General features: G+C 70.9%; 22 protein-coding genes. 9 read left to right on the top strand and 13 right to left on the bottom strand.

The genetic code is table 11. The annotated features are described in order from the left end of the window. Nucleotide 1: 1 nt before the first annotated feature. From accB to cutA, 5 genes are all read right to left on the bottom strand, one after another. A complete protein-coding gene (accB, locus tag MKP15_RS08010; protein WP_104939697.1) occupies nt 2-484 on the bottom strand; it encodes an acetyl-CoA carboxylase biotin carboxyl carrier protein in 483 nt (160 codons plus the stop codon). A 61-nt stretch (nt 485-545) separates the two neighbouring features. Further along, nucleotides 546-980: a type II 3-dehydroquinate dehydratase gene (gene aroQ, locus MKP15_RS08005; RefSeq protein WP_240212356.1), complete on the bottom strand. Its 435-nt coding sequence runs from the start codon at nt 978-980 to the stop codon at nt 546-548. 210 nt (nt 981-1,190) lie between these two features. Continuing rightward, nucleotides 1,191-1,772 (bottom strand): TlpA disulfide reductase family protein, encoded by a 582-nt coding sequence (locus MKP15_RS08000; RefSeq protein ID WP_240212355.1) that lies wholly within the window; start codon nt 1,770-1,772, stop codon nt 1,191-1,193. Nucleotide 1,773: 1 nt separating this feature from the next. Next, nucleotides 1,774-4,098 (bottom strand): protein-disulfide reductase DsbD, encoded by a 2,325-nt coding sequence (locus MKP15_RS07995; protein ID WP_240212392.1) that lies wholly within the window; start codon nt 4,096-4,098, stop codon nt 1,774-1,776. 2 nt (nt 4,099-4,100) lie between these two features. After that, on the bottom strand, nt 4,101-4,436 hold the full coding sequence (gene cutA, locus MKP15_RS07990; RefSeq protein WP_240212354.1) for a divalent-cation tolerance protein CutA: 336 nt from the start codon (nt 4,434-4,436) through the stop codon (nt 4,101-4,103). 214 nt (nt 4,437-4,650) lie between these two features. On the opposite strand from cutA, the gene MKP15_RS07985 reads away from it, so the two are divergent. Continuing rightward, nucleotides 4,651-4,938 (top strand): co-chaperone GroES, encoded by a 288-nt coding sequence (locus tag MKP15_RS07985; protein WP_104939694.1) that lies wholly within the window; start codon nt 4,651-4,653, stop codon nt 4,936-4,938. A gap of 58 nt (nt 4,939-4,996) precedes the next feature. Next, complete coding sequence (groL, locus tag MKP15_RS07980) at nt 4,997-6,640, top strand: chaperonin GroEL (protein ID WP_104939693.1); 1,644 nt, start codon at nt 4,997-4,999, stop codon at nt 6,638-6,640. Between the two features lie 247 nt (nt 6,641-6,887). Here groL and trxC read toward each other — a convergent pair whose 3' ends face one another. Then, nucleotides 6,888-7,331 carry a thioredoxin TrxC gene (gene trxC / locus MKP15_RS07975; protein ID WP_240212353.1) on the bottom strand — a complete coding sequence of 148 codons (444 nt, stop codon included), beginning with the start codon at nt 7,329-7,331 and terminating at the stop codon, nt 6,888-6,890. 304 nt (nt 7,332-7,635) lie between these two features. Between trxC and MKP15_RS07970 the strand changes: the two genes are divergently transcribed. From MKP15_RS07970 to MKP15_RS07955, 4 genes are all read left to right on the top strand, one after another. Then, the gene (locus MKP15_RS07970) at nt 7,636-8,709 is read left to right on the top strand and encodes a 3-deoxy-7-phosphoheptulonate synthase (RefSeq protein ID WP_240212352.1); all 1,074 of its coding nucleotides are present in this window, start codon (nt 7,636-7,638) and stop codon (nt 8,707-8,709) included. Nucleotides 8,710-8,857: 148 nt separating this feature from the next. Next, entirely contained in the window at nt 8,858-9,301 is a 444-nt protein-coding gene (locus tag MKP15_RS07965; protein ID WP_161615507.1) for a hypothetical protein, read from the top strand. A gap of 19 nt (nt 9,302-9,320) precedes the next feature. Further along, nucleotides 9,321-9,581, top strand: coding sequence for a GIY-YIG nuclease family protein (locus MKP15_RS07960; RefSeq protein WP_104939689.1), 261 nt, complete (start codon nt 9,321-9,323; stop codon nt 9,579-9,581). 133 nt (nt 9,582-9,714) lie between these two features. After that, on the top strand, nt 9,715-10,053 hold the full coding sequence (locus MKP15_RS07955; protein ID WP_240212351.1) for a YegP family protein: 339 nt from the start codon (nt 9,715-9,717) through the stop codon (nt 10,051-10,053). A 69-nt stretch (nt 10,054-10,122) separates the two neighbouring features. Here MKP15_RS07955 and MKP15_RS07950 read toward each other — a convergent pair whose 3' ends face one another. The 3 genes from MKP15_RS07950 to MKP15_RS07940 form a co-directional block, all read right to left on the bottom strand. Next, nucleotides 10,123-11,637 (bottom strand): acetyl-CoA hydrolase/transferase family protein, encoded by a 1,515-nt coding sequence (locus MKP15_RS07950; protein ID WP_104939687.1) that lies wholly within the window; start codon nt 11,635-11,637, stop codon nt 10,123-10,125. Between the two features lie 303 nt (nt 11,638-11,940). After that, nucleotides 11,941-12,369 (bottom strand): TA system VapC family ribonuclease toxin, encoded by a 429-nt coding sequence (locus MKP15_RS07945; RefSeq protein WP_240212350.1) that lies wholly within the window; start codon nt 12,367-12,369, stop codon nt 11,941-11,943. Continuing rightward, a complete protein-coding gene (locus MKP15_RS07940) occupies nt 12,369-12,620 on the bottom strand; it encodes a hypothetical protein (RefSeq protein ID WP_054667729.1) in 252 nt (83 codons plus the stop codon). Before MKP15_RS07940 ends, MKP15_RS07945 begins: the two co-directional genes overlap by 1 nt. A 99-nt stretch (nt 12,621-12,719) precedes the next feature. Between MKP15_RS07940 and glnE the strand changes: the two genes are divergently transcribed. Further along, nucleotides 12,720-15,524 carry a bifunctional [glutamate--ammonia ligase]-adenylyl-L-tyrosine phosphorylase/[glutamate--ammonia-ligase] adenylyltransferase gene (gene glnE / locus MKP15_RS07935; protein WP_240212349.1) on the top strand — a complete coding sequence of 935 codons (2,805 nt, stop codon included), beginning with the start codon at nt 12,720-12,722 and terminating at the stop codon, nt 15,522-15,524. A gap of 888 nt (nt 15,525-16,412) precedes the next feature. On the opposite strand, the gene MKP15_RS07930 is transcribed toward glnE, so the two are convergent. From MKP15_RS07930 to MKP15_RS07915, 4 genes are all read right to left on the bottom strand, one after another. Beyond that, nucleotides 16,413-16,967 carry a queuosine precursor transporter gene (locus MKP15_RS07930; protein WP_104939684.1) on the bottom strand — a complete coding sequence of 185 codons (555 nt, stop codon included), beginning with the start codon at nt 16,965-16,967 and terminating at the stop codon, nt 16,413-16,415. 161 nt (nt 16,968-17,128) lie between these two features. Next, nucleotides 17,129-17,659 (bottom strand): hypothetical protein, encoded by a 531-nt coding sequence (locus MKP15_RS07925; RefSeq protein WP_240212348.1) that lies wholly within the window; start codon nt 17,657-17,659, stop codon nt 17,129-17,131. A gap of 16 nt (nt 17,660-17,675) precedes the next feature. Next, the gene (locus tag MKP15_RS07920) at nt 17,676-18,524 is read right to left on the bottom strand and encodes a DUF2145 domain-containing protein (protein WP_240212347.1); all 849 of its coding nucleotides are present in this window, start codon (nt 18,522-18,524) and stop codon (nt 17,676-17,678) included. 37 nt (nt 18,525-18,561) lie between these two features. Continuing rightward, nucleotides 18,562-19,536 carry a mitochondrial fission ELM1 family protein gene (locus MKP15_RS07915; protein WP_054667719.1) on the bottom strand — a complete coding sequence of 325 codons (975 nt, stop codon included), beginning with the start codon at nt 19,534-19,536 and terminating at the stop codon, nt 18,562-18,564. A 130-nt stretch (nt 19,537-19,666) separates the two neighbouring features. On the opposite strand from MKP15_RS07915, the gene MKP15_RS07910 reads away from it, so the two are divergent. Both MKP15_RS07910 and MKP15_RS07905 read left to right on the top strand, forming a co-directional pair. Continuing rightward, complete coding sequence (locus tag MKP15_RS07910) at nt 19,667-20,257, top strand: malonic semialdehyde reductase (RefSeq protein ID WP_054667717.1); 591 nt, start codon at nt 19,667-19,669, stop codon at nt 20,255-20,257. A gap of 85 nt (nt 20,258-20,342) precedes the next feature. Then, a complete protein-coding gene (locus MKP15_RS07905; protein WP_240212346.1) occupies nt 20,343-21,035 on the top strand; it encodes a YceI family protein in 693 nt (230 codons plus the stop codon). Nucleotides 21,036-21,105 lie beyond the last annotated feature (70 nt).

Raw genomic sequence — 21,105 nt, 5'->3', positions numbered from 1 at the left:
CTCAGGCGATCACGAACAGCGGCTGGTCGAACTCCACCGGGTTGCCGCTTTCGCCGAGGATGGCGACCACGGTGCCGGACACCTCGGCCTCGATCGGGTTGAACATCTTCATCGCCTCGATGATCGCCAGGGTCTCGCCGGCCTTGACCTGCTGGCCCACGCTGACGAACGGCGGCTTGTCCGGCGACGGCGACGCGTAATAGGTGCCGACCATCGGCGCGCGCTGCACGTGGCCGTCCGGCAGGGCGTTGCCCGGCTTGGCGGTGCCGCCGGTGGACGCTTCGGTCGGCGAGCTCATCGGCATCGGCGCGGCCGCGGCCGGGGCGGCGACCGGGGCCGGGGCGGCCATCACCGGCGCCGGCGCGTAGCCACCGACCGGGGTGCGCGACAGGCGCACGGATTCCTCGCCTTCCTTGATCTCGATCTCCGCCAGGTTCGACTCTTCCAGCAGGTCGATCAGCTTCTTGATTTTGCGCAGGTCCATAGGATGCCTCTTGGGTGGTGTAGGCGGTGGCGCGCTCGCGCCCACCGCCCGGGAATGGGGGTCACAGCCGCAGCAGTGCCGCGTCCATGGCGTAGCGGTAACTGTCCGCGCCGAAGCCGCAGACCACGCCGATCGCCTTGTCGCTGAAATAGCTGTGCTGGCGGAACGGCTCGCGGGCGTGGGGGTTGGACAGGTGGATCTCGATGAACGGGATGGCCACCGCGGCCAGCGCGTCGCGCAGCGCCACCGAGGTGTGGGTGAAGGCGGCCGGGTTGATCAGGATGAAACCGGTACCATCGCCGCGCGCGGCCTGCACCCGCTCCACCAGCACGTGCTCGGCGTTGGACTGCAGGCTCTCCACCGCGTGCCCCGCCGCCTGCGCCTGGCGCGCCAGCGCGGCGTCGATGTCGGCCAGCGTGGTGTGCCCATAGACCTCCGGCTCGCGCGTGCCGAGCAGGTTCAGGTTGGGGCCGTGGAGGACCAGCAGTTTTGCCATGGGCCAGCGGTGGGCGGGAAAGGGCGGCAGTGTGAGCGAACCGGGGAATACTGTCCAGTTCGGCGAAATTGACGACGTTTTAATCGATTGTTTGAAATTGCCCGGGGTCCCGCCGGGTGCCCGGGGCGTCGTGTGGACACATGCGCGCGGCGTCCGCAGGGCGCCATGGGCGCGGCGTGCTGGCGGATGTTGGCGTCACGTTCGCCGCGGTTAGCGCGCTTCTTCGTCCAGCCCGGCCCATGCCTCGATCTCACCGGCCTTGAACGGCCCCAGCTTCTGCCGGACCACGCGCCCCTGCGCGTCGATCAGCACGCTGTAGGGCAGCAGCCCCTGGTGGTTGCCCAGTTTGACGCTGGCGTCGGCCGGGCCCGGGGTCTCCAGCACGATCGGGTAATACACCGGCACGTTGCCGAGGAAATCGAGCACGGCTTCATGCGTGTCCAGTGCCAGCCCCACCACCTGCGGGCCGTCGTCGGCATGGCGGGCGGCGAAGCGCGCCAGTTCCGGCATCTCCTCGATGCAGGGGGCGCACCAGCTGGCCCAGACGTTGATCAGCAGCGGCCGGCCCAGGAAGCGGTCCGGGAACCGCACCGGCATGCCGTCCAGGTCGGGCAGGGTGAAGGCCGGCACCCGGTCGCCCGCGGCGAGCGCCGCGGGTGCCGCGGCCGGCGTGGCCGGACGCGCCGTCGACGGCTCGGTCATCGGCGGCAGCGCGGGCCGGCTCAGCCAGGCGCCGGCGGCCAGCCCGGCCGCCGCGGCGATGCCCACCACCCACCCTGCCGCGCTGCGCATCTCAGCGCGCCGCGCGCAGCAGCGCGTCCTCGACGATCGCCTGGGTCAGCACGGTCGGCAGCACGCGCGGCGGCGCACCCGGCCCGTACACCACGTACAGCGGCACGCCCACCGCCTTGTGCTGCTCCAGGAACGCGCTGATCTGCGGGTCCACGTTGGTCCAGTCGCCGTGCATGTACACCGCGTCCACCCGCTTGAGGGTGTCGCGGAACGTATCGCGGTCGAGCACGTTGCGTTCGTTGGCCTTGCAGGTCACGCACCAGTCGGCGGTCATGTTGACGAATACCACGCGGTTGTCCGCGCGCAGCCGGTCCAGCATTTCCGGCGAGTACGCCACCGTGCCCTCGCTGGCCGCGCGTGCCGGCGGTTCCATGCGGGTCACGCCCCACACCGGTACCAGCGCCAGCAGCGCCAGCACCGCGCCCAGCGCCATGCCCGCGCGGCGGCTGCGCCAGCGGTTGCGCTCGAACCACCACAGCCCCAGCGCCAGCAGCGCCGCGCCGGCCAGCAGCAGCGCCATCGCGTCGATGCCGCGCTGCTTGCCCAGCACCCACAGCAGCCAGATCGCGGTCAGGTACATCGGGAATGCCAGCACCTGCTTGAAGGTTTCCATCCAGGCGCCGGGCCTGGGCAGGCGCCGGGCCAGCGCCGGCACGAAGCCGATCAGCAGGAACGGCAGCGCCAGCCCCAGCCCCAGGGCCAGGAACACCAGCATCGCCACCGCCGCCGGCGCGGTGAACGCATAGGCCAGCGCCGGGCCCATGAACGGGGCGATGCACGGGCTGGCGACCACGCAGGCCAGCACCCCGGTGAAGAAGTCGCCGGCCGCGTCCTGGCGCTGCGCCAGCGACTGGCCGACGCCGCCGAGGTTGCCGCCCAGGGTGAACACGCCGCTCAGGCTCAGGCCGACCACGAACATCAGGTACACCAGCGCGGCGATGAACCACGGGTGCTGCAGCTGGAAGCCCCAGCCGGCGGCCTGCCCGGCCGCGCGCAGGGCCAGCACCAGCGCGCCGATGGCGGTGAACGCCACCAGCACCCCCAGCGTGTACCACAGCGCGTGGCGGCGGGCGTGCTGGCGGCTCTCGCCGCTCTGCGCCAGCCCCAGCACCTTCAGCGACAGCACCGGCAGCACGCATGGCATCAGGTTCAGGACCAGGCCGCCGGCCAGCGCCAGCAGCAGGATCCACGCCAGCGAGTCATCCTCGCCGGCGCTGCCCGGCGGCTGGCTGCGACCGGCGTTGTCGGCCGAGGCGTCGGGCGTGGTGGCGGCGCCGTTGCCGCTGTCGTTGGAACGGACCACCAGCGGCTGCGGGGCGGGCGGGTTGGCCGGGTCGATGGCCACCGGGTCGGCGGGCTTGCGACCACTGGGCAGCGGCGTGATCACCAGCGGCGTGACCATGGCCTCGCCGCTGGGCGAGACCTTGCCGGCGGGCAGCGACAGCCGCACCCGCCGGGTCATCGGCGGGTAGCAGATGCCGTCGGTCTGGCAGCCCTGGAAGGTGGCCACCAGCGTCGCCGGGCTGGCGTCGGCGCGTTCGCGGTGCAGTGGCAGCGGGACGTCGACCTGGTCGAAGTAGACCACCACGTTGCCGAAATGCTCGTCGCGGTGCGAGGTGCCCGCCGGCCACTGCGGCTTGCCGGTGCGGATCCCGGCCGCGCCTTCCAGCGCCAGCGAGGTGCGGTCGCGGTACAGGTAATAGCCCGGCGCCGGCGAGAACCGCAGCAGCAGGCGGTTGCCGTCGTCGACGATCGCCTCGAAGCCGAACGCCTGCTCCGAGGGCAGCGGCAGCGACTGGGTGGCGGCGCTGCCCGGCAGCTTCAGGCCGCCGCCGTCGTTGCGCGCCAGCGGGTTGAACAGCGGCGCGCCGGTTGCCGCGGCAGGGGTGGCCGCGGCGCCGGGCAGCCGGACCTCGACGGTGCGCTTCTGCGGCGGATAGCACACGCCGGCATCGGCGCAGCCCTGGTAGCGCACCTCCAGCGTCACCGTCCCGGCGGCGGCGTCCGCGGTGCCGGGCAGGGTGGCCTTGAGCTGCCGGTGGTAGGTCTCGACGTCCCCGAAGAACTCGTCGTGCTTCTTTTCCCCGGCCGGCATCTGCAGCGCGCCGGCGCTGAACCCGGGCCCGGCCTTGACGCTGGTGCGGTGGCGGTAGAGGTAGTAGCCCGGGGCGATGTCCCAGCGCAGCTCGATGCGGTCGCGCGTGTCCGCCTGGACCTGGAGGGCGAAGGCCTGGTCGACCGGCAGCAGGTCCTTCTCGTCCAGGGCCAGCGCCGGGAAGGCACAGAGGGTAAGCAGGCACAGGGCGGTGAAACGGCGCAACAGCATCTTCAAGTCAGGTCCTCGCGGGTCTGGGCCCGGATCCAGTCCAGGTAGGCTGGCAGCCCCGCGCTGGGGGAAACGGCCAGTATTTCCGGCAATTCATACGGGTGGTGCTGCAGGAGCGCCGCGGTCAGCGCGTCCAGGCGATCGGCGGTGGTCTTGATCAGCAGCTGGACTTCCTCCGCCTGCTCGATCCGCTCCTGCCAGCGATACACAGACTGTATATGCGGCAACAAGTTCACGCAGGCGGCCAGCCGCTGCTCGACCAGCAGCCGGGCAAGCGCCTGGGCGGTGGCGGCGTCGGGGCAGGTACAGAAGACAAGGCGGGCGTCCATCCGCGGCATTGTCGCAGATGCCGCCGCCGCCGCCGCCGCCGGGGGCATCGGTGACGGGGCCGCAGGAAGTTGGGTTCAGGCACTTGAAAGCCCGCCGGCGGTCCCCATTTCCCAGCCAAGCCCGGCGACGGGCGTTTTTAGGCGTGGCGTCGCTGCTGCCGGACGGCAGCGGTGGCGACCACCGGACTTTCCAGACCCATCACCAACATCCAAGAGGTCTCACATGAGCATCAAGCCGCTGCACGACCGCGTCGTGGTCAAGCCCATCGAAGCCGAGGAAGTCTCTGCCGGTGGCATCCTGATCCCCGATTCGGCCAAGGAAAAGTCCACCAAGGGCGAAGTCGTGGCCGTCGGCCCCGGCAAGCCGCTGGACAATGGCAGCGTCCGCGCCCCGGCGCTGAAGGTCGGCGACAAGGTCATCTACGGCCAGTACGCCGGTTCCACCTACAAGGCCGACGGCGTCGAATACAAGGTGCTGCGTGAGGACGACGTGCTGGCCGTGATCGGCTGAGCCGCGTTTCCGAACGACTCCCAAGACCCCTTAAACCCTGATCCACTGAGGTATAGCAATGGCTGCCAAGGATATCCGTTTCGGTGAAGACGCCCGTTCGCGCATGGTGCGCGGCGTCAACATTCTCGCCAATGCCGTCAAGGCGACCCTGGGCCCGAAGGGCCGCAACGTCGTGCTCGAGAAGAGCTTCGGCGCCCCGACCATCACCAAGGACGGCGTGTCCGTCGCCAAGGAAATCGAACTGGCCGACAAGTTCGAGAACATGGGCGCGCAGATGGTCAAGGAAGTCGCTTCCAAGACCAACGACAACGCCGGTGACGGCACCACCACCGCCACCGTGCTGGCCCAGGCCCTGATCCGCGAAGGCGCCAAGGCCGTGGCCGCCGGCATGAACCCGATGGACCTCAAGCGCGGCATCGACAAGGCCGTCGTGGCCGCCGTCGCCGAGCTGAAGAACATCTCCAAGCCCACCGCCGACGACAAGGCCATCGCCCAGGTCGGCACCATCTCGGCCAACTCGGACGAGTCGATCGGCAACATCATCGCCGAAGCCATGAAGAAGGTCGGCAAGGAAGGCGTGATCACCGTCGAGGAAGGCTCGGGCCTGGAGAACGAGCTGGACGTGGTCGAAGGCATGCAGTTCGACCGCGGCTACCTGTCGCCGTACTTCATCAACAACCAGCAGGCGCAGTCGGCCGACCTGGACGACCCGTTCATCCTGCTGCACGACAAGAAGATCTCCAACGTCCGTGACCTGCTGCCGGTGCTGGAAGGCGTGGCCAAGGCCGGCAAGCCGCTGCTGATCGTCGCCGAGGACATCGAAGGCGAGGCGCTGGCGACCCTGGTGGTCAACACCATCCGCGGCATCGTCAAGGTCGTGGCGGTCAAGGCCCCGGGCTTCGGCGACCGTCGCAAGGCGATGCTGGAAGACATGGCCGTGCTGACCGGCGGCACCGTGATCTCCGAGGAAGTGGGCCTGTCGCTGGAGAAGGCCACCATCAAGGACCTGGGCCGCGCCAAGAAGGTGCAGGTCTCCAAGGAGAACACCACCATCATCGACGGCGCCGGCGATGCCGCTGCCATCGAATCGCGCGTCAAGCAGATCAAGGTGCAGATCGAGGACACCACCTCCGATTACGACCGCGAGAAGCTGCAGGAGCGCGTGGCCAAGCTGGCCGGTGGCGTTGCCGTGATCAAGGTCGGTGCTTCGACCGAGATCGAGATGAAGGAAAAGAAGGACCGCGTCGACGACGCCCTGCACGCCACCCGTGCGGCGGTCGAGGAAGGCGTGGTGCCGGGCGGCGGCGTCGCCCTGATCCGTGCGGTCACCGCGCTGGCCGGCCTGAAGGGCGCCAACGAAGACCAGAACCACGGCATCCAGATCGCCCTGCGCGCCATGGAAGCCCCGCTGCGCGAGATCGTCGCCAACGCCGGTGAAGAGCCGTCGGTCATCGTCAACAAGGTCAAGGAAGGCACCGGCAGCTTCGGCTACAACGCCGCCTCGGGCGAGTTCGGCGACATGCTGGAGTTCGGCATCCTGGATCCGACCAAGGTGACCCGTTCGGCGCTGCAGAACGCCGCTTCGATCGCCGGCCTGATGATCACCACCGAAGCGATGGTGGCCGAGGCCCCGAAGAAGGACGAGCCGGCCGCTGCCGGTGGCATGGGTGGCATGGGTGGCATGGGCGGCATGGACTTCTAAGTCCGCCGCAGCCTCACCGCTGCCGTTGCACGAAGGAACCCCGCCGCGAGGCGGGGTTCCTGCTTTCCGGTTCCCCGTCGCCGGACCGGGTGTCTTGTGGGGCGAGGCTCGCCCCGCACGATGGCTTTTGCGATGAAGCTACCGTGCCGTAGGTGCGGGGCTCGCCCCGCACCGGGCTTTCGCGGTGAAGCTTCATGCGGGGCAAGCCCCGCATCTACGGTATGCGGGTTGTTTCGATGCCGGGCGCTCACCGCAACTGCGCGCGCACCCACTGCACGATCGCGCTGGCCGGCATCGCCCCGGACTGGCGCGCCAGCTCGCGGCCGCCGTGCAGCAGCACCAGCGTGGGGATGCTGCGGATGCCGAAGCGCGCCGCCAGCGCCGGCTCGGCCTCGGTGTCGAGCTTGCCCAGGCGCACCTGCGGCTCCAGCTGCGCGGCCGCCCTGGCGAACTCCGGTGCCATCTGCCGGCAGGGGCCGCACCAGGCCGCCCAGAAGTCGACCAGCAGCGGCAGCTGCGAGCGCTGCGCGTGGGCCTCGAAGGCGGCGGCGTCGAGCACCACCGGGGTGGCGGCGAACAGCGGCCGGTGGCAGCGTCCGCACGCCGGCGACTGCGCCAGCCGCGCGGCCGGCAGGCGGTTGATGGCGTTGCAGTGCGGGCAGGCGACCTGCAGCAGGGTGTCGGTGGTCATGGCCGGGCCTCGCCGGGCATCGGGGGGAAGACGCACAAGTATCGCGCCCCGGGAGTGAATCGCGGTTGCGGTTGAAACTGTCGCATCGCACAAAAAACCGTGTTATCAATGCTGCCCATGAACGCAACCCGCGCCAGCTTTTACTTCTGGTACTACTTTCCGAAGCCGCTGGCGGAGGAAGGACTGCGCTCACCCTGAAGAAACTTTCAGACGCACTCCCGAAAAGCCGCCAGCGAACCTGGCGGCTTTTTTCATGCCGCCTTCCGCTGGGGCCCCCATCACGCTTGACACCGGAGACCCCGCAATGCCCCCCCACACCGACGACCTTCGCATCCGCCGGCTCGATCCGCTGACCCCGCCGGCGCACCTGATCTCGCTGCTGCCCTGCGACGAACAGGCCTCGCAGACGGTGGCCGACGCCCGCGCCGCGCTGCACCGCATCCTGCATGGCCATGACGACCGCCTGGCGGTGGTGGTCGGGCCGTGCTCGATCCACGACCCGGTGGCGGCGATGGACTACGCCCAGCACCTGCGCCCGCTGCGCGACGCGCTTGGCGGCGAACTCGAAATCGTCATGCGCGTGTACTTCGAGAAGCCGCGCACCACCGTCGGCTGGAAGGGGCTGATCAACGACCCGGACCTGGACGGCAGCTTCAACATCAACAAGGGCCTGCGGGTGGCGCGCGGCCTGCTGCGCGACATCAACCGGCTGGGCCTGCCGGCCGGCGTGGAGTTCCTCGACGTGATCTCGCCGCAGTACATCGCCGACCTGGTGGCCTGGGGCGCGATCGGCGCGCGCACCACCGAAAGCCAGGTGCACCGCGAGCTGGCCTCCGGGCTGTCGTGCCCGGTGGGCTTCAAGAACGGCACCACCGGCGACGTCAAGATCGCTGCCGACGCGGTGGGCGCGGCCTCGCATCCGCACCATTTCCTGTCGGTCACCAAGGAGGGCGGCACCGCCATCGTCGCCACCGGCGGCAACCCCGACTGCCACGTCATCCTGCGCGGCGGCAAGCTGCCCAACTTCGACGCGGCCAGCGTGCAGGCGGCCAGCGAGGTGCTGGCCAGGGCGCAGCTGCCGGCGCGGTTGATGATCGACGCCAGCCATGCCAACAGCAGCAAGAAGCCGGAGAACCAGCCGCAGGTGATCGAGGACATCGCCGCGCAGCTGGAAGCGGGCGAATCGCGCGTGGTCGGGGTCATGGTCGAGAGCCACCTGGTCGCCGGCCGCCAGGACCTGGTCGACGGCCAGCCATTGGTCTACGGCCAGAGCATCACCGACGGCTGCATCGGCTGGGACAGCACCGTGCAGGTGCTCGAGCGCCTGGCCGAGGCGGTGCGGGTGCGCCGCCGCGCGCGGCTGGAGGCGGCCGCCTGAGCGGATGTGACGCCTGCACTGGCAGCGGCCGGCCGCTCCAAGTAGTTTACCCGGCGGGAGGCGCCAGGCCTCCCGCCTGCTGTGTGGAACAGGACGCGCCGCGTCCGGCAGGAAGCCGATCAATCACCGTACCAGGGAGAAGGAAGTGATGCGTACCCTCAGTTGCACCGTCGCGATGGCATTGATGCTGGTGCCGGCACTGGCCATGGCCAAAAAGCCGGTCCAGGACTCGGGCAGTGGCTGCCTGCAGAATCTGTCGGTGACCGGCGGCTTCACCACCGGCAAGCAGTTCCTGGCCGCGACCGAACACGAAGGCGTCAGCTACGCCGAAGCCTTCCGCAAGACCGTCGCCGCGATCGAGGCCGAGGGCATGGTGTCGGTGTCGCCGAACGAGCGCACCGGCTACATCGCCGCCGAGAACCCGGTGCGCGGTGGCGGCGGTTCCACCGTGCCGCTGCGCACCACCGTGCGCCGCCAGGACGACGGCAGCATCCGCGTGGAAGTGCGTTTCAGCATCAAGGGCGGGCAGATGACCTCGAACAAGGCCGTGGGCGAGGGCATGTGCAAGATCGCCGACGCCGCCAGCCTGTAAGCCGCGTACGGGAGGCAACGTGGCCGGCGGCGCCTGGTTCCTGTACCTGCTGGAGTGCAGCGGCGGCAGTTACTACGCCGGCATCACCACCGACGTGCAGGCGCGCTTCCAGGCGCATGCGGCCGGCAAGGGCGCGCGCTACACCCGCGCGCACCCGCCGCTGCGCGTGCTGGGTGTCCGCCAGTACGCCGACCGCGCCGCCGCGTCGCGCGCGGAGTGGCAGCTGAAGCGGCAACCACGCGACCGCAAGCTGGCCTGGCTCGAACACGGCGGCCGATAAGGGTAGATTCGGGCCTGGCCGTGGGGCTTTGCGCGGCCACAGCGGCCCGCTTGCGGCGGGCCTCCGGCCGGAGCGGGGCGGCGGCGGTGCCGCGGCGTTGCGCGCCGGCGACTCCAGCAGCGGGGGAAACCTGATGAAGGGTTGGTTCGAGTTGCATCGCAGCAGTGACGGCCAGTTCCACTTCGTGCTCAAGGCCGGCAATGCCGAAGTCATCCTGGGCAGCGAGCGCTACACCACGCGCGCGGCCGCGGAGAACGGCATCGCCTCGGTACGCGCCAACTGTGCCGACGACGCGCGCTACGCGCGCAGGACGGCCAGCGACGGCCGTTACCATTTCAACCTCACGGCGGCCAACCACCAGGTGATCGGCAGCAGCCAGCTGTATGCATCGCAGGCCGCGCGCGAAGCCGGCATCAGCAGCGTCAAGGCCAACGGCCAGGCCACGACGGTCAAGGACCAGACCGGCGGCTGAGCCGGGCCCGCCGGTAAACGCATGAAGCCCGGGAATCCCGGGCTTCATGCGGTGCGGCAAATGCGGGCCTCAGGCCTTCATCGTGCCGGTGTCCAGCCAGCGCTGGTGCCAGGACAGCGCCTCCGGCAGCAGGTGCGGGGTGTGCTTGCCGTAGCTGTCGCGGCAGGCACGCTCGAAATAATCGCTGAGCTGGTCGCGGAACTCCGGGTGCACGCAGTTGGCGATCAGCGTGCGCGCGCGGGCCCGCGGCGGCAGCCCGCGCAGGTCGGCCAGGCCCTGCTCGGTGACCACCACCGCCACGTCGTGCTCGGTGTGGTCGACATGGCTGACCATCGGCACGATCGAGGAAATGCTGCCGTTCTTGGCGGTGGACGGGCTCAGGAAGATCGACAGGAAGCCGTTGCGCGCGAAGTCGCCCGAGCCGCCGATGCCGTTCATGATGCTGCTGCCCATGACATGGGTGGAATTGATGTTGCCGTAGATGTCGGCCTCGATCATGCCGTTCATGCCGATGCAGCCCAGCCGGCGCACCAGCTCCGGGTGGTTGGACACTTCCTGCGAGCGCATGATGATGCGCTGCCGGTAGAAGTCAATGTTGCGCATGAACTCCTCGGTGGCCACCGGGCTCAGCGCGAAGCCGGTGCACGAGGCATAGCGCAGCACGCCGGTGCGCAGCAGCTCGAGCATGCCGTCCTGGATCACCTCGGTGAATGCTTCCAGGTCGCGGAAGCCGCTGCTGGCCAGCCCCGCCAGCACCGCATTGGGAATGTTGCCCACGCCCGACTGCAGCGGCAGCAGGTTGGCCGGCAGGCGGCCGCGCGCCACTTCATGCTTGAGGAACTCGATCAGGTGCCCGGCGATGCGCTGGCTGTCGGCATCGGGCGGGTTGAACGGGCTGTTGCGGTCCGGCGCGTGGGTGAGCACCACCGCGGCGATCTTGTCCGGGTCGCAGCGCAGCGTGGTCTGGCCGATGCGGTCGTCGCCGCGCACCAGCGGGATCGGCTTGCGGTGCGGCGGCAGCGCGGTGCCGTAATAGACGTCGTGCATGCCGTCCATGCCCAGCGGCTGCCACGCGTTGACCTCGATGATCACCTTCTTGGCCAGGTCCAGCCAGGTCTTGTTGTTGCCCACCGAGGTGGACGGCACCAGCGAGCCGTCGGCGTGGATCGCCGAGACCTCGACCACCGCGGTGTCGATTTCGTTGTAGAAGCCGAACCACACGTGCTGGGCGACGTGCGACAGGTGGATGTCCAGGTAGTCCAGCTTGCCGGCGTTGATGCGCTTGCGCGCGTCCGGGTCGCTCTGGAACGGCATGCGCATGGCTATGCCATCGACCTTGGCCAGCGCGCCGTCCAGCTCCGGTGCGGTCGAGGCGCCGGTCAGCAGGTTGATGCGGAACTCCTCGCCGCGCGCGTGCGCCTGTTCGATGCGCTGGGCCAGGCACTGCGGCACCGCCTTGGGGTAACCGGAACCGGTGAAACCGCTCATCGCGACGGTTTCGCCCGGCTGGATCAGGCTGGCGGCGTGTTCGGCGGAGACGACCCGTTCGCGCAGGCGCGGGTCCAGGATGCGTTCTACAGACATGGAAACGACGTTGGCTCGTGGGGATGGCCGATTATCCCGGATGGCGGCCACCGGCGGTGTTCTACCTTCGTGGGATGGCATTCGCCCGGCGATGCGGGGGCGGCGGGGCCGGCCACGGGCCGTTTCCGGGGCCTTGCCGGTGCCAGCGGCTTTTTTGCACTGCAGCGTGCAACTTGTACGCCGACCCCGCAGGATCGCCCTGCATCCCGACGTGGGGGAGGGAGCAAAGCCCGCTGGCAGTTCGCTGCCAGCGGGCTTTTTATTTGCGGTCTCCCGGTGCCGTGCCCGGTGCCGCGGTCGGCCTTACAACTGCACCAGGTGCTCGGGCCGCGCGCCCGCTACCGCACTCAGCGCAATGTGCCGGTTGAAGGTCACCAGCCGCCCGCCGTGGTGCACCGCGAGCGCCAGCAGGTACAGATCGGTCAACTGTCGCGGACTGTGGATGTAGCCATGCTGGAAATGCGTGCGATCCAGCACGCTGATGGCGTCTGGCCAGAACGCATGGAAGCGCGTGGACGTGGAACGTTCCAGCATGCTCACCAGGCTGCCCAGCGGTTGCGGCTTGGCGTATCCGGGCTGGGACATGATGCGCAGGCAACCGTTCTGGGTAAGCGGACAACTGGCCCAGCCATGCGCGATGTGCGTGCGCAGCCAGGCCGAGGCCGGGTGATGGTGGACGTGGTCGCTGTCGTGCAGTGCGATCAGCACGTTCACGTCGAGCAACGCGCGCATCAGATGCCCTCTTCGTCGCGCAGGCGGTCGATCAGTTCATTGCTGACCACCACGCCGCGTGGCGGCAGCGGATGAATGCCGTAATCGGCCAGGGGTTCGGCCACGCCGGTCGTGCCCCAGGGGGCATCGGACTGGGCGAACGCCCGCCGCGCCAGCTCGCTGATCACCTGGCCGAGTGGCTTCTTCTCGCGGCGTGCCAGCTCCTTGGCGGCAAACAGCACGTCGTCGGCGATATCGAGGGTGGTGCGCATGAGGCTTTCCCTGATGATTGATGCGTGATGCTGTCGCATCAGCTGTCCTGGAGCCTCCGCTCCCGCGGGGCAGGCGCCCGGCAATGCCAGAATGGGCCCATGACCTTGCCGATTTCCGACCCGCCCCCGTCCGTGGCCGCCCTGCTTGACCGCGCCATCGCCCGCCTCAGGCTCGCCGCGCCGGACCCGGCGCACTGGCCGCAGGCCCCTGACCTCGAGGCCGGCCTGCGGCGGCTGGCGCTGGCCAGCGATTTCGCCATCGACACCCTGTGCCGGCAGCCGGAGCTGCTGGCGCAGCTGGCCGTCGACGCGCCGCTGCCGCTGCCCGTGCTCGACCCGCTGCAGCCCAGCGCCTGGCCGGTGCAGCTGCGCCGCTACCGCGCCGCCGCCTCCACCCGGCTGGTCTGGCGCGACGTGAACGGGCTGGACGACGTCGACGCCACCCTGCGCGGCGCCACCGCCCTGGCCGAGGACTGCCTGCAGCTGGCGCTGGCCGCGCTGGAGCAGGAGTTCGCCCAGCGCCACGGCGTGGTCCGCGCCGACGACGGCAGCGCACAGCGGCTGGTGGTGTTCGGGCTGGGCAAGCTGGGCGGCGGCGAACTCAATTTCTCCTCCGACATCGACCTGGTCTACGCCTACCCGCAGGCGGGCGAGTCCGACGGCGCGCGGCCGCTGGCGGCCGAGGAATACTTCGCGCGGCTGGGCCAGCGCCTGGCGCGGCTGCTGGACGAAACCACCGCCGACGGCTTCTGCCACCGCGTCGACCTGCGCCTGCGCCCGTTCGGCAGCGCCGGGCGGGTGGCGCTGTCCTTTGCCGGCATGGACCAGTACTTCCAGCGCGAGGGCCGCGACTGGGAGCGCTATGCGTGGATCAAGGCGCGCGCGCTGGCCGGCGACATCGCCGCCGGCGAGGCCTGGCTGGAAACCCTGCGCCCGTTCGTCTACCGCCGCTACCTGGACTTCACCGCGCTCGACGGCCTGCGCGAGATGAAAGCCGCGATCACCGCCGAAGTCGCACGCAGCGACCGCTTCGACGACATCAAGCGCGGCCCCGGCGGCATCCGCGAGATCGAGTTCCTCGCCCAGGCGCTGCAGCTGATCCGCGGTGGCCGCGAACCGGCGCTGCGCGAACGGCGGCTGCTGCCGGCGCTGCAGGCGCTGGTGGAATCCGGGCAGATGGACGCGGCCGACGGCGCCGCGCTGGCCCACGCCTACCGCTTCCTGCGCCGCCTGGAGAACCGCCTGCAGATGCTGCGCGACGCGCAGACCCACCGCCTGCCGGCCGATGCCGACGACCGCCTGCGCATCGCGCTGGGCCTGGGCCATGCCGACTGGGACCAACTGCTGGTGGCGCTGGACGAGCAACGCCAATGCGTGGCCACCGAATTCGCCGCGCTGCTGGCGCCACGCCGCGGCCAGGCCGCGCCCGACGCGCTGTCCAGCTACTGGCGGGTGCTGCCCGGTGGCGGCGACGCCGAGGTGCTGGCCGCGGCCGGCTTCGCCGACGCCGCCGGCGCCGACCAGTCGCTGCGCGAGTTCGCGCAGTCGCTCGGGGTGAAATCGCTGTCCGACGCCGCGCGCGCGCGCCTGGACCGGGTGCTGCCGGCATTGCTGCACGCGGCCACCCGCTCGCCGCAGCCCGACGCCGCGCTGCGCCGCGTGCTCGGCCTGCTGCAGGCGATCCTGCGCCGCACCAGCTACCTGGCGCTGCTGGACGAACAACCCAGCGCGCTCACCCGGCTGGTCAACGTGCTGGCGCGCAGCGCGCTGCTGTCCGAACGCCTGGTGGCGTTCCCGCTGCTGCTGGACGAACTGCTGGATACGCGCGTGGCCGGGCCGCTGCCGGAGGCGCAGGAAATGCGCGACGCGTGCGCCGCGGCACTGGCCATCGACGACCCGGAAGCCGCGCTGCGCGCGCTCAACGAGGTACGCCTGGCACTGAGCTTCCGCATGGCGCTGGCCTTCCACGATGGCCGCCAGCGCGCGGTGGACTGCACCCGGCAGCTGGCGCAGCTGGCCGACGCCGTGGTCGACACCGTGCTGGCCATGGCGCACGCCGACCTGGCCGCTGCGCATGGCCAGGTGCCGGGCGGGCGCTTCGCCATCATCGGCTACGGCAGCCTGGGCGGGCTGGAACTGGGCTTCGGGTCCGACCTGGACCTGGTGTTCCTGTACGACCACCCGCCCGCGGCCGAGGAAAGCGACGGCCGGCGCCCGCTGGAAAGCAGCCGCTGGTTCGCGCGGCTGGCGCAGAAAGTGATGGCGCTGCTGTCGGCGGTCACCGCCGCCGGGCGCCTGTACGACATCGACGTGCGCCTGCGCCCGGACGGCGGCAAGGGCGCGCTGGTGTCCTCGCTGGCCAGCTACACCGAGTACCAGCGCGAGCGCGCCTGGACCTGGGAACACCAGGCGCTGGTGCGCGCCCGCGGCGTCGCCGGCGACGCCGCCCTGCTGGCCGCGTTCGAGCAGGTGCGCGGCAGCACGCTGGGCCGCACCCGCGACCCCGGCACCCTGTTCGACGACGTGTTGAAGATGCGCGCGCGCATGCGCGCCGAGCTGGACCGCAGCGATGCCGCGCGGCTGGACCTCAAGCAGGGCGCCGGCGGCCTGGTGGACCTGGAGTTCCTGCTGCAGACCGGCGTGCTGGCCGGCGCGGCGAGCGCCCCGGCGCTGTGCGGGCCGCGCGAAACCCCACGCCTGATCGACGCGCTGGCCACCAGCGGCTGGCTGCCGCCCGCCACCGCCACGGCCCTGCACGACGCCCACGCCACCCTGCTCGATGCCGGCCTGTCGTGCACCCTGGACCGGCGCCCGCGCATCACCGTGCCGACCCCGGACATCGAAAGCGCGTGCGCGGCGATCACCGCCGCGGCGGTGGCGCAGGGCCTGCCGTTCGAAGCGTAGGTACCGGGCTCGCCCGGCACGGGCTTCACCGGGAAAGCCGAATGCGGGGCGAGCCCCGCATCTACGCCGCGATCGCCATTGCCGCAGGGGCGCAGGTTGCCGATGCGTTGTGCGGGTTGGGATGGCACGACGCAGGTGCAGCCATGCCCCGCGGTACCGTAGGTGCCGGGCTCGCCCGGCACGGGGCCTCACCGGCAAAGCCGAATGCGGGGCAAGCCCCGCATCTACGCCGCGATGGTCATTGCCGCAGGGCCGCAGGTTGCCGATGCGTTGTGCGCGCTGGCGCAGGCGCAGGTGCGCCCCGCGGGACCGTAGGTGCCGGGCTCGCCCGGCACGGGGCTTCACCGGGAAGGCCAAATGCGGGGCAAGCCCCGCATCTACGCTGCGATGGTCATTGCCGCAGAGAGATTGCCGATGCGTTGTTCGCGCGGGGGATGGCACGACGCAGGTGTACTCGCCACCGCGGGACCGTAGGTGCCGGGCTCGCCCGGCACGGGGCATCACCGGGAAAGCCAAATGCGGGGCAAGCCCCGCATCTACGCCGCGATGATCATTGCCGCAGGGACGCACGTTGCCGATGCGTTGTTCGCGCGGGGATGGCACGACGCAGGTGTACTCGCCACCGCGGTACCGTAGGTGCCGGGCTTGCCCGGCACGGGGATTCACCGGGAAGGCCAAATGCGGGGCAAGCCCCGCATCTACGCTGCGATGGTCATTGCCGCAGGGGCGCACGTTGCCGATGCGTTGTGCGGGTTGGGATGGCCTGACGCAGGTGCAGCCATGCCCCGCGGGACCGTAGGTGCCGGGCTCGCCCGGCACGGGGCTTCACCGGCAAAGCCACACGCCGGGGGCAAGCCCCGCCGCCGTGAAACACGCCGCCGCGGCGCCTTACATCCGCGCCGGTGCCATCTTCCACAGCAGTGCGCGGAACGGCACCAGCAGGCACAGGCCGATGCCGAGCTTGACCAGCCAGTCGCCCACCGCCCAGCTCACCCACGGCAGCGGCGCGCCGGCGAAGGCGATGGTCCAGAAGATCGCCGTGTCCAGGGTCGCGCTGCAGCTGGTGGCCACCGCCGGCGCGCGCCACCAGTTGCCGCGGCGCAGCCGGTCGAACACGGTGATGTCCAGCAGCTGCGCGCAGATGAAGGCCATGCACGAGGCGACCGCGATGCGCGGCGTGGCGATCCACACCGACAGCAGCACCGCCACCGCGAACCCGGCCCAGGCTACGCGCCGCGCCGCCTGCGGGCCGAAGCGGCGGTTGATCAGGTTGCTCACCAGGAACGCCACCGGGTAGCTGAAGGCGCCCCAGGTCAGCCAGTCGTTGATCGGGTACTGCACCAGAACGTTCGAGCCCAGCACCACCGCGCCCATGGCCAGCACGGCCAGCAGCAGCGACAGCGGAGTGAGCGGGGCGAAACGGATCGGCGGAGTCGGGGGCATGGCGGCAGACAGGCAACGGGCGGCAACGCCAGGGGGCGTGGCCGCCGGCGGGCGGGGAAAAGTGGGTGGCGGTGCCGGAACAGGCAGGCAACAACGGGCCGGCATTGTACCGGCCGCCGGCTTTACCGCCCTTCACCCGCTGCCGGTGGCCGGGTACGGGCCTACAGCGTGGCGCTGTGGCTGTCGTCGGCCGCCTCGATGGTCGGCACGAAGGTCAGCACCGCGCCGTCCTCGGCGCGCAGCATCCAGCCGCTGCCGCGCGGGCTGGGGGTGAAGGCCACGGTCTGGCCGGGCACGAAATTGGCGGCCGGGTTGTCCTCGCGCTGCGGCCACTGCAGGCGCGCGCTGTTTGCCGGGTCGTGCGGGTCCACCAGGGTCACGCTGCGGCCGCCATCGGCGGTCGGTGCGATCGCCTTGACCTGCATGTCCGGCAGCGGCCCGGCACTGATCCGGCGGCGGCCGTCGCCTGGGGCGTCCGCCGTCCTGGACAGCTCGCTGGCGCGGTTCACGCCCGCCGCCGACAGGAACACCGGCCCGGAGACCACCATCACCGCGCTGCCGCTGACCAGCAGCACCGAGACGTCGGAGGTGTTCAGGTTGTCGCCGGCGCGTGCCGGGGCAGTGGGCAGCAGCAGGGCCAGGGCGAAGGTCAGGGCGAAGGTCAGGGCGGCAGCGGCGGGCAAGGGCTTCATGGGGGCGTTCCTGGGGTCACGGGGAAGAAGGGGCGGGCGCGGCGGCCGCGTCGCCCTGGTGGGGAATGCTCAGCTCGCGCTCCAGCGCGCCACGGTGGTGCAGGAAATCGAACACCGACTCCACCGTCACCACCGAGTAGTTGCCGGAAAGGCGCTCGCTGGCCGGGTGGTCGGTGACCGCCACGTTGTCGGCGAACAGCCGCGCGCCCAGCCGCTTGCCCAGGCCGATGTGCAGCCGCGCGGGGCGGTAGTCGTTGCGCTGCAGCCAGTCACGCGTCGCGCTGCGCCCGTCCAGCACGCGGCCCTCGCCGGCGCGCGCCATCGCCGCGGCCAGCACTTCCAGCACCCACTGGTTGGAGTTCTGGTAGTCGCTGCTGCCGGGGTAGGCCAGCATGCTGTAGCGCGGCTGGTGCAGGGCACGCGCCGGCGCGGCATCGCCGTCCAGCAACTGCGCCAGCGCCGCGCGTACCGCGGCGCTGGGAATGCCCACGCGCAGGTCGGTGCGGATGGCGCTTTCGCCCACCAGGTTCACCAGCCCCTCGCGGTACAGCGCCGAGGTACCGCCCTGGCAGCGGTTGAGCAGGTGCAGTACCTCCCAGCGGCCGGCGGCGTCGCGGCGCAGGAACGCCAGGTGGCTGTGGCGCAGCCCATACCGGCTCAGGTCCTGGCCGCCGCGCGCGGCAATGGCCACGTCCACCCCGGGCAGGGCGTCCAGGGTGTCGGCGGTGAGCGCGGCCATGTCGAACATCGCCGCCATCGTGGTGGGCGGCGGGTAGCGCGGGGCGCAGGCCGGCGGCTGCGCCAGCGCGGCCGGCGCCAGCGTGGCCAGGCCCAGCGCCAGCAGGGCGGGAAGAGGGCGGTTCATCGGCGGCGCATCCTTGCAGGGGGCACGTAAGAAAGAGTTACAGGCCAAGCCTCGCCTTCACCTCGGCGGCGATGCGCGGGGTTTCGCGCAGCGGTTCTATCGGCTGCCGCGGATCGGCCTGCAGCGCGTCCAGCCCGTCCAGCAGGCGCCCGCGCGCGCGCAGCGCGCGCTGGAAGCGCAGCATCCGCGCCTGCGCGCGCTGGCCCAGCAGCACGCCCACCGGCACCCGCGTGGCGCAGGCCTCGGACAGCAGGTTCACCGAATCGGGCGTGCACACCACCCGGTCGGCCCAGCCCAGCAGGCCGGCATACGGGTTGCTGCCGTCGCCGCCGTCGCTCCAGATCACCCCGGGCACGTCGTCGAACGCGCGCAGCAGCGCCTGGGTCACCGGTCGCGGCGTGCGCCGCGAGGTGGTGGCCAGCACGCTGCCGCCCTCGGCGCGGATGCGCGCGGCCAGTTCGCGCAGCACCGGCACGATCTCCGCCTGCTGCCACGGCGCATGGTCGGTGGGGCCGCCCACCAGCAGCGCGGTGCGCGGCCCGGGCAACTGCTCGAAGCTGGCGAACGCGGCGCGGCCGCAGGCCAGCCAGTCGTCGGTCACCGGGTTCAGGCTGCCCAGCAGGGTCAGCACGTTGCCGCCGCGCAGGCGGTCATGCTCGGGCACCACCACCAGGTCCCAGTGGCGGGCATTGATGCGCGGGTCCAGGATCTGCACCGTGCGCGTGCCACGCGCGCCGAGCACCCGCAGCGCGCCGGCGGCCTGACGGCCGCAGCCGATCGCCAGCGCCGGCGCCGGCCCGGTGGCCAGGCGTTCGAACGTTTCGCCAAAGCCGCGCGCGGCGCCGGGCAGGGTGCGCGGCGCCAGCCAGCGCCACGGCGCGCGCGGTGCCAGCTGCAGCCGCTGCTGGCCGCCCAGGCGCAGCGCCGACGCCAACGCCACGGCCTGGCGCACGTTGCCGGCGCGGCCGTCGGTGATCGTCCAGGGAAGCGTCGATCGTTTCGCGTGTGGCATTAATTCGTTTCAGTCAGGCCGGGTGTTGCAACAGTCACGACGCCCTACACTGCGGCCTCTGCTGCGCTGGCATTGTCCGGGGCTTGCCCGTACAAGGCCACGACCGTAGCCAATCCATCACGGAGTTTCCATGTCTGATGTTCTTGCCGATGCCGCGCTCGACCAGCTGTTCCGCACCGCGCGCACCCAGAATGCCTTCCAGGACCGCCCGGTCGAGGACAGCCAGCTGCGCGCGCTGTACGACCTGCTGAAGTGGGGCCCGACCGCGGCCAACTCCACGCCGGCGCGCTTCGTGTTCGTCAAGTCCGCCGAAGCCAAGCAGAAGCTGGCCCCGGCGCTGTCCGAAGGCAACCTGGCCAAGACCCTGGCCGCGCCGGTGACGGTGATCGTCGGCTACGACGAGGACTTCCACGAAAAGCTGCCGTACCTGTTCCCGCACACCGACGCCAAGTCCTGGTTCGACGGCCCACGCGAAGGCCGCCACGAGGCCGCCTTCCGCAACGGCAGCCTGCAGGGCGCCTACCTGATGCTGGCCGCGCGCGCGCTGGGCCTGGACGCCGGCCCCATGTCCGGCTTCGACAACGCCAAGGTCGACGCCGCGTTCTTCGCCGGCACCGCCATCAAGTCCAACTTCCTCGTCAACCTGGGCTATGGCGATCCGTCCGGCGTGTTCCCGCGCCTGCCGCGCCTGTCCTTCGACGAAGCCGCGCGTATCGTTTGACCGCTCCACCCGGCGCCGTCACGCGCGCGCCGGCATGCTGAAAAGACCGTTCCCGCCTTCCCATTCCGCATCCCAGGAGACACCCATGTCCACCGTCACCAAGCTGCTGCTCCCGCTGGCCCTGGCCGCCGCCATCAGCGCCTGCTCCAAGCCGGCCGATACCGCTGCCCCGGCCGCCCCGGCCGACACCACCGCCGCCGCCCCGGCCGAAGCCGCCGCCGCCCCGGCCGCGCCCGAAGTCGCCCCGATCCAGGTCGCTTCCGGTACCTACAAGCTCGACCCGACCCACACCGACGTGCTGGTGCAGTGGACCCACATGGGCTTCTCCAACCCCAGCGCGCACTTCGGCAACGTCGACGGCACCCTGGTCTACGACGCCGCCGACGTCACCAAGTCCAGCGTGGAAGTGACCCTGCCGCTGTCGGGCCTGAACGCCTTCACCGCCAAGTTCGACGAACACCTGCGCAGCGCCGATTTCTTCGACGCCGCCAAGTTCCCGACCGCCACCTTCAAGAGCACCAAGGTCGAAGCCGCCGGCACCAACAAGCTCACCGTCAGCGGCGACCTGACCGTCAAGGGCACCACCAAGCCGGTCACCCTGGACGTCACCATCAACGGCGCCGGTGAGCACCCGATGCTGAAGCTGCCGTCGGTCGGCTTCGACGCCACCACCACGCTCAAGCGCAGCGACTTCGGCGTGGGCGCCTACGCCCCGGCCGTGAGCGACGAGGTCAAGGTGCGCATCACCACCGAAGCCTCGATCCCGAAGGCCGAATAAGCCGCCGGGCACCTGGCCCGCACGCAGTACGCACAAGGCCCGCCAATGGCGGGCCTTGTGCTTTTCATCG

This window comes from Stenotrophomonas sp. Y6, assembly GCF_022436665.1.
GTDB lineage: Bacteria > Pseudomonadota > Gammaproteobacteria > Xanthomonadales > Xanthomonadaceae > Stenotrophomonas > Stenotrophomonas acidaminiphila_A.
The sequence above is the reverse complement of the archived record's forward strand: the minus strand, read 5'-3'. Positions and strand labels throughout refer to the sequence as shown.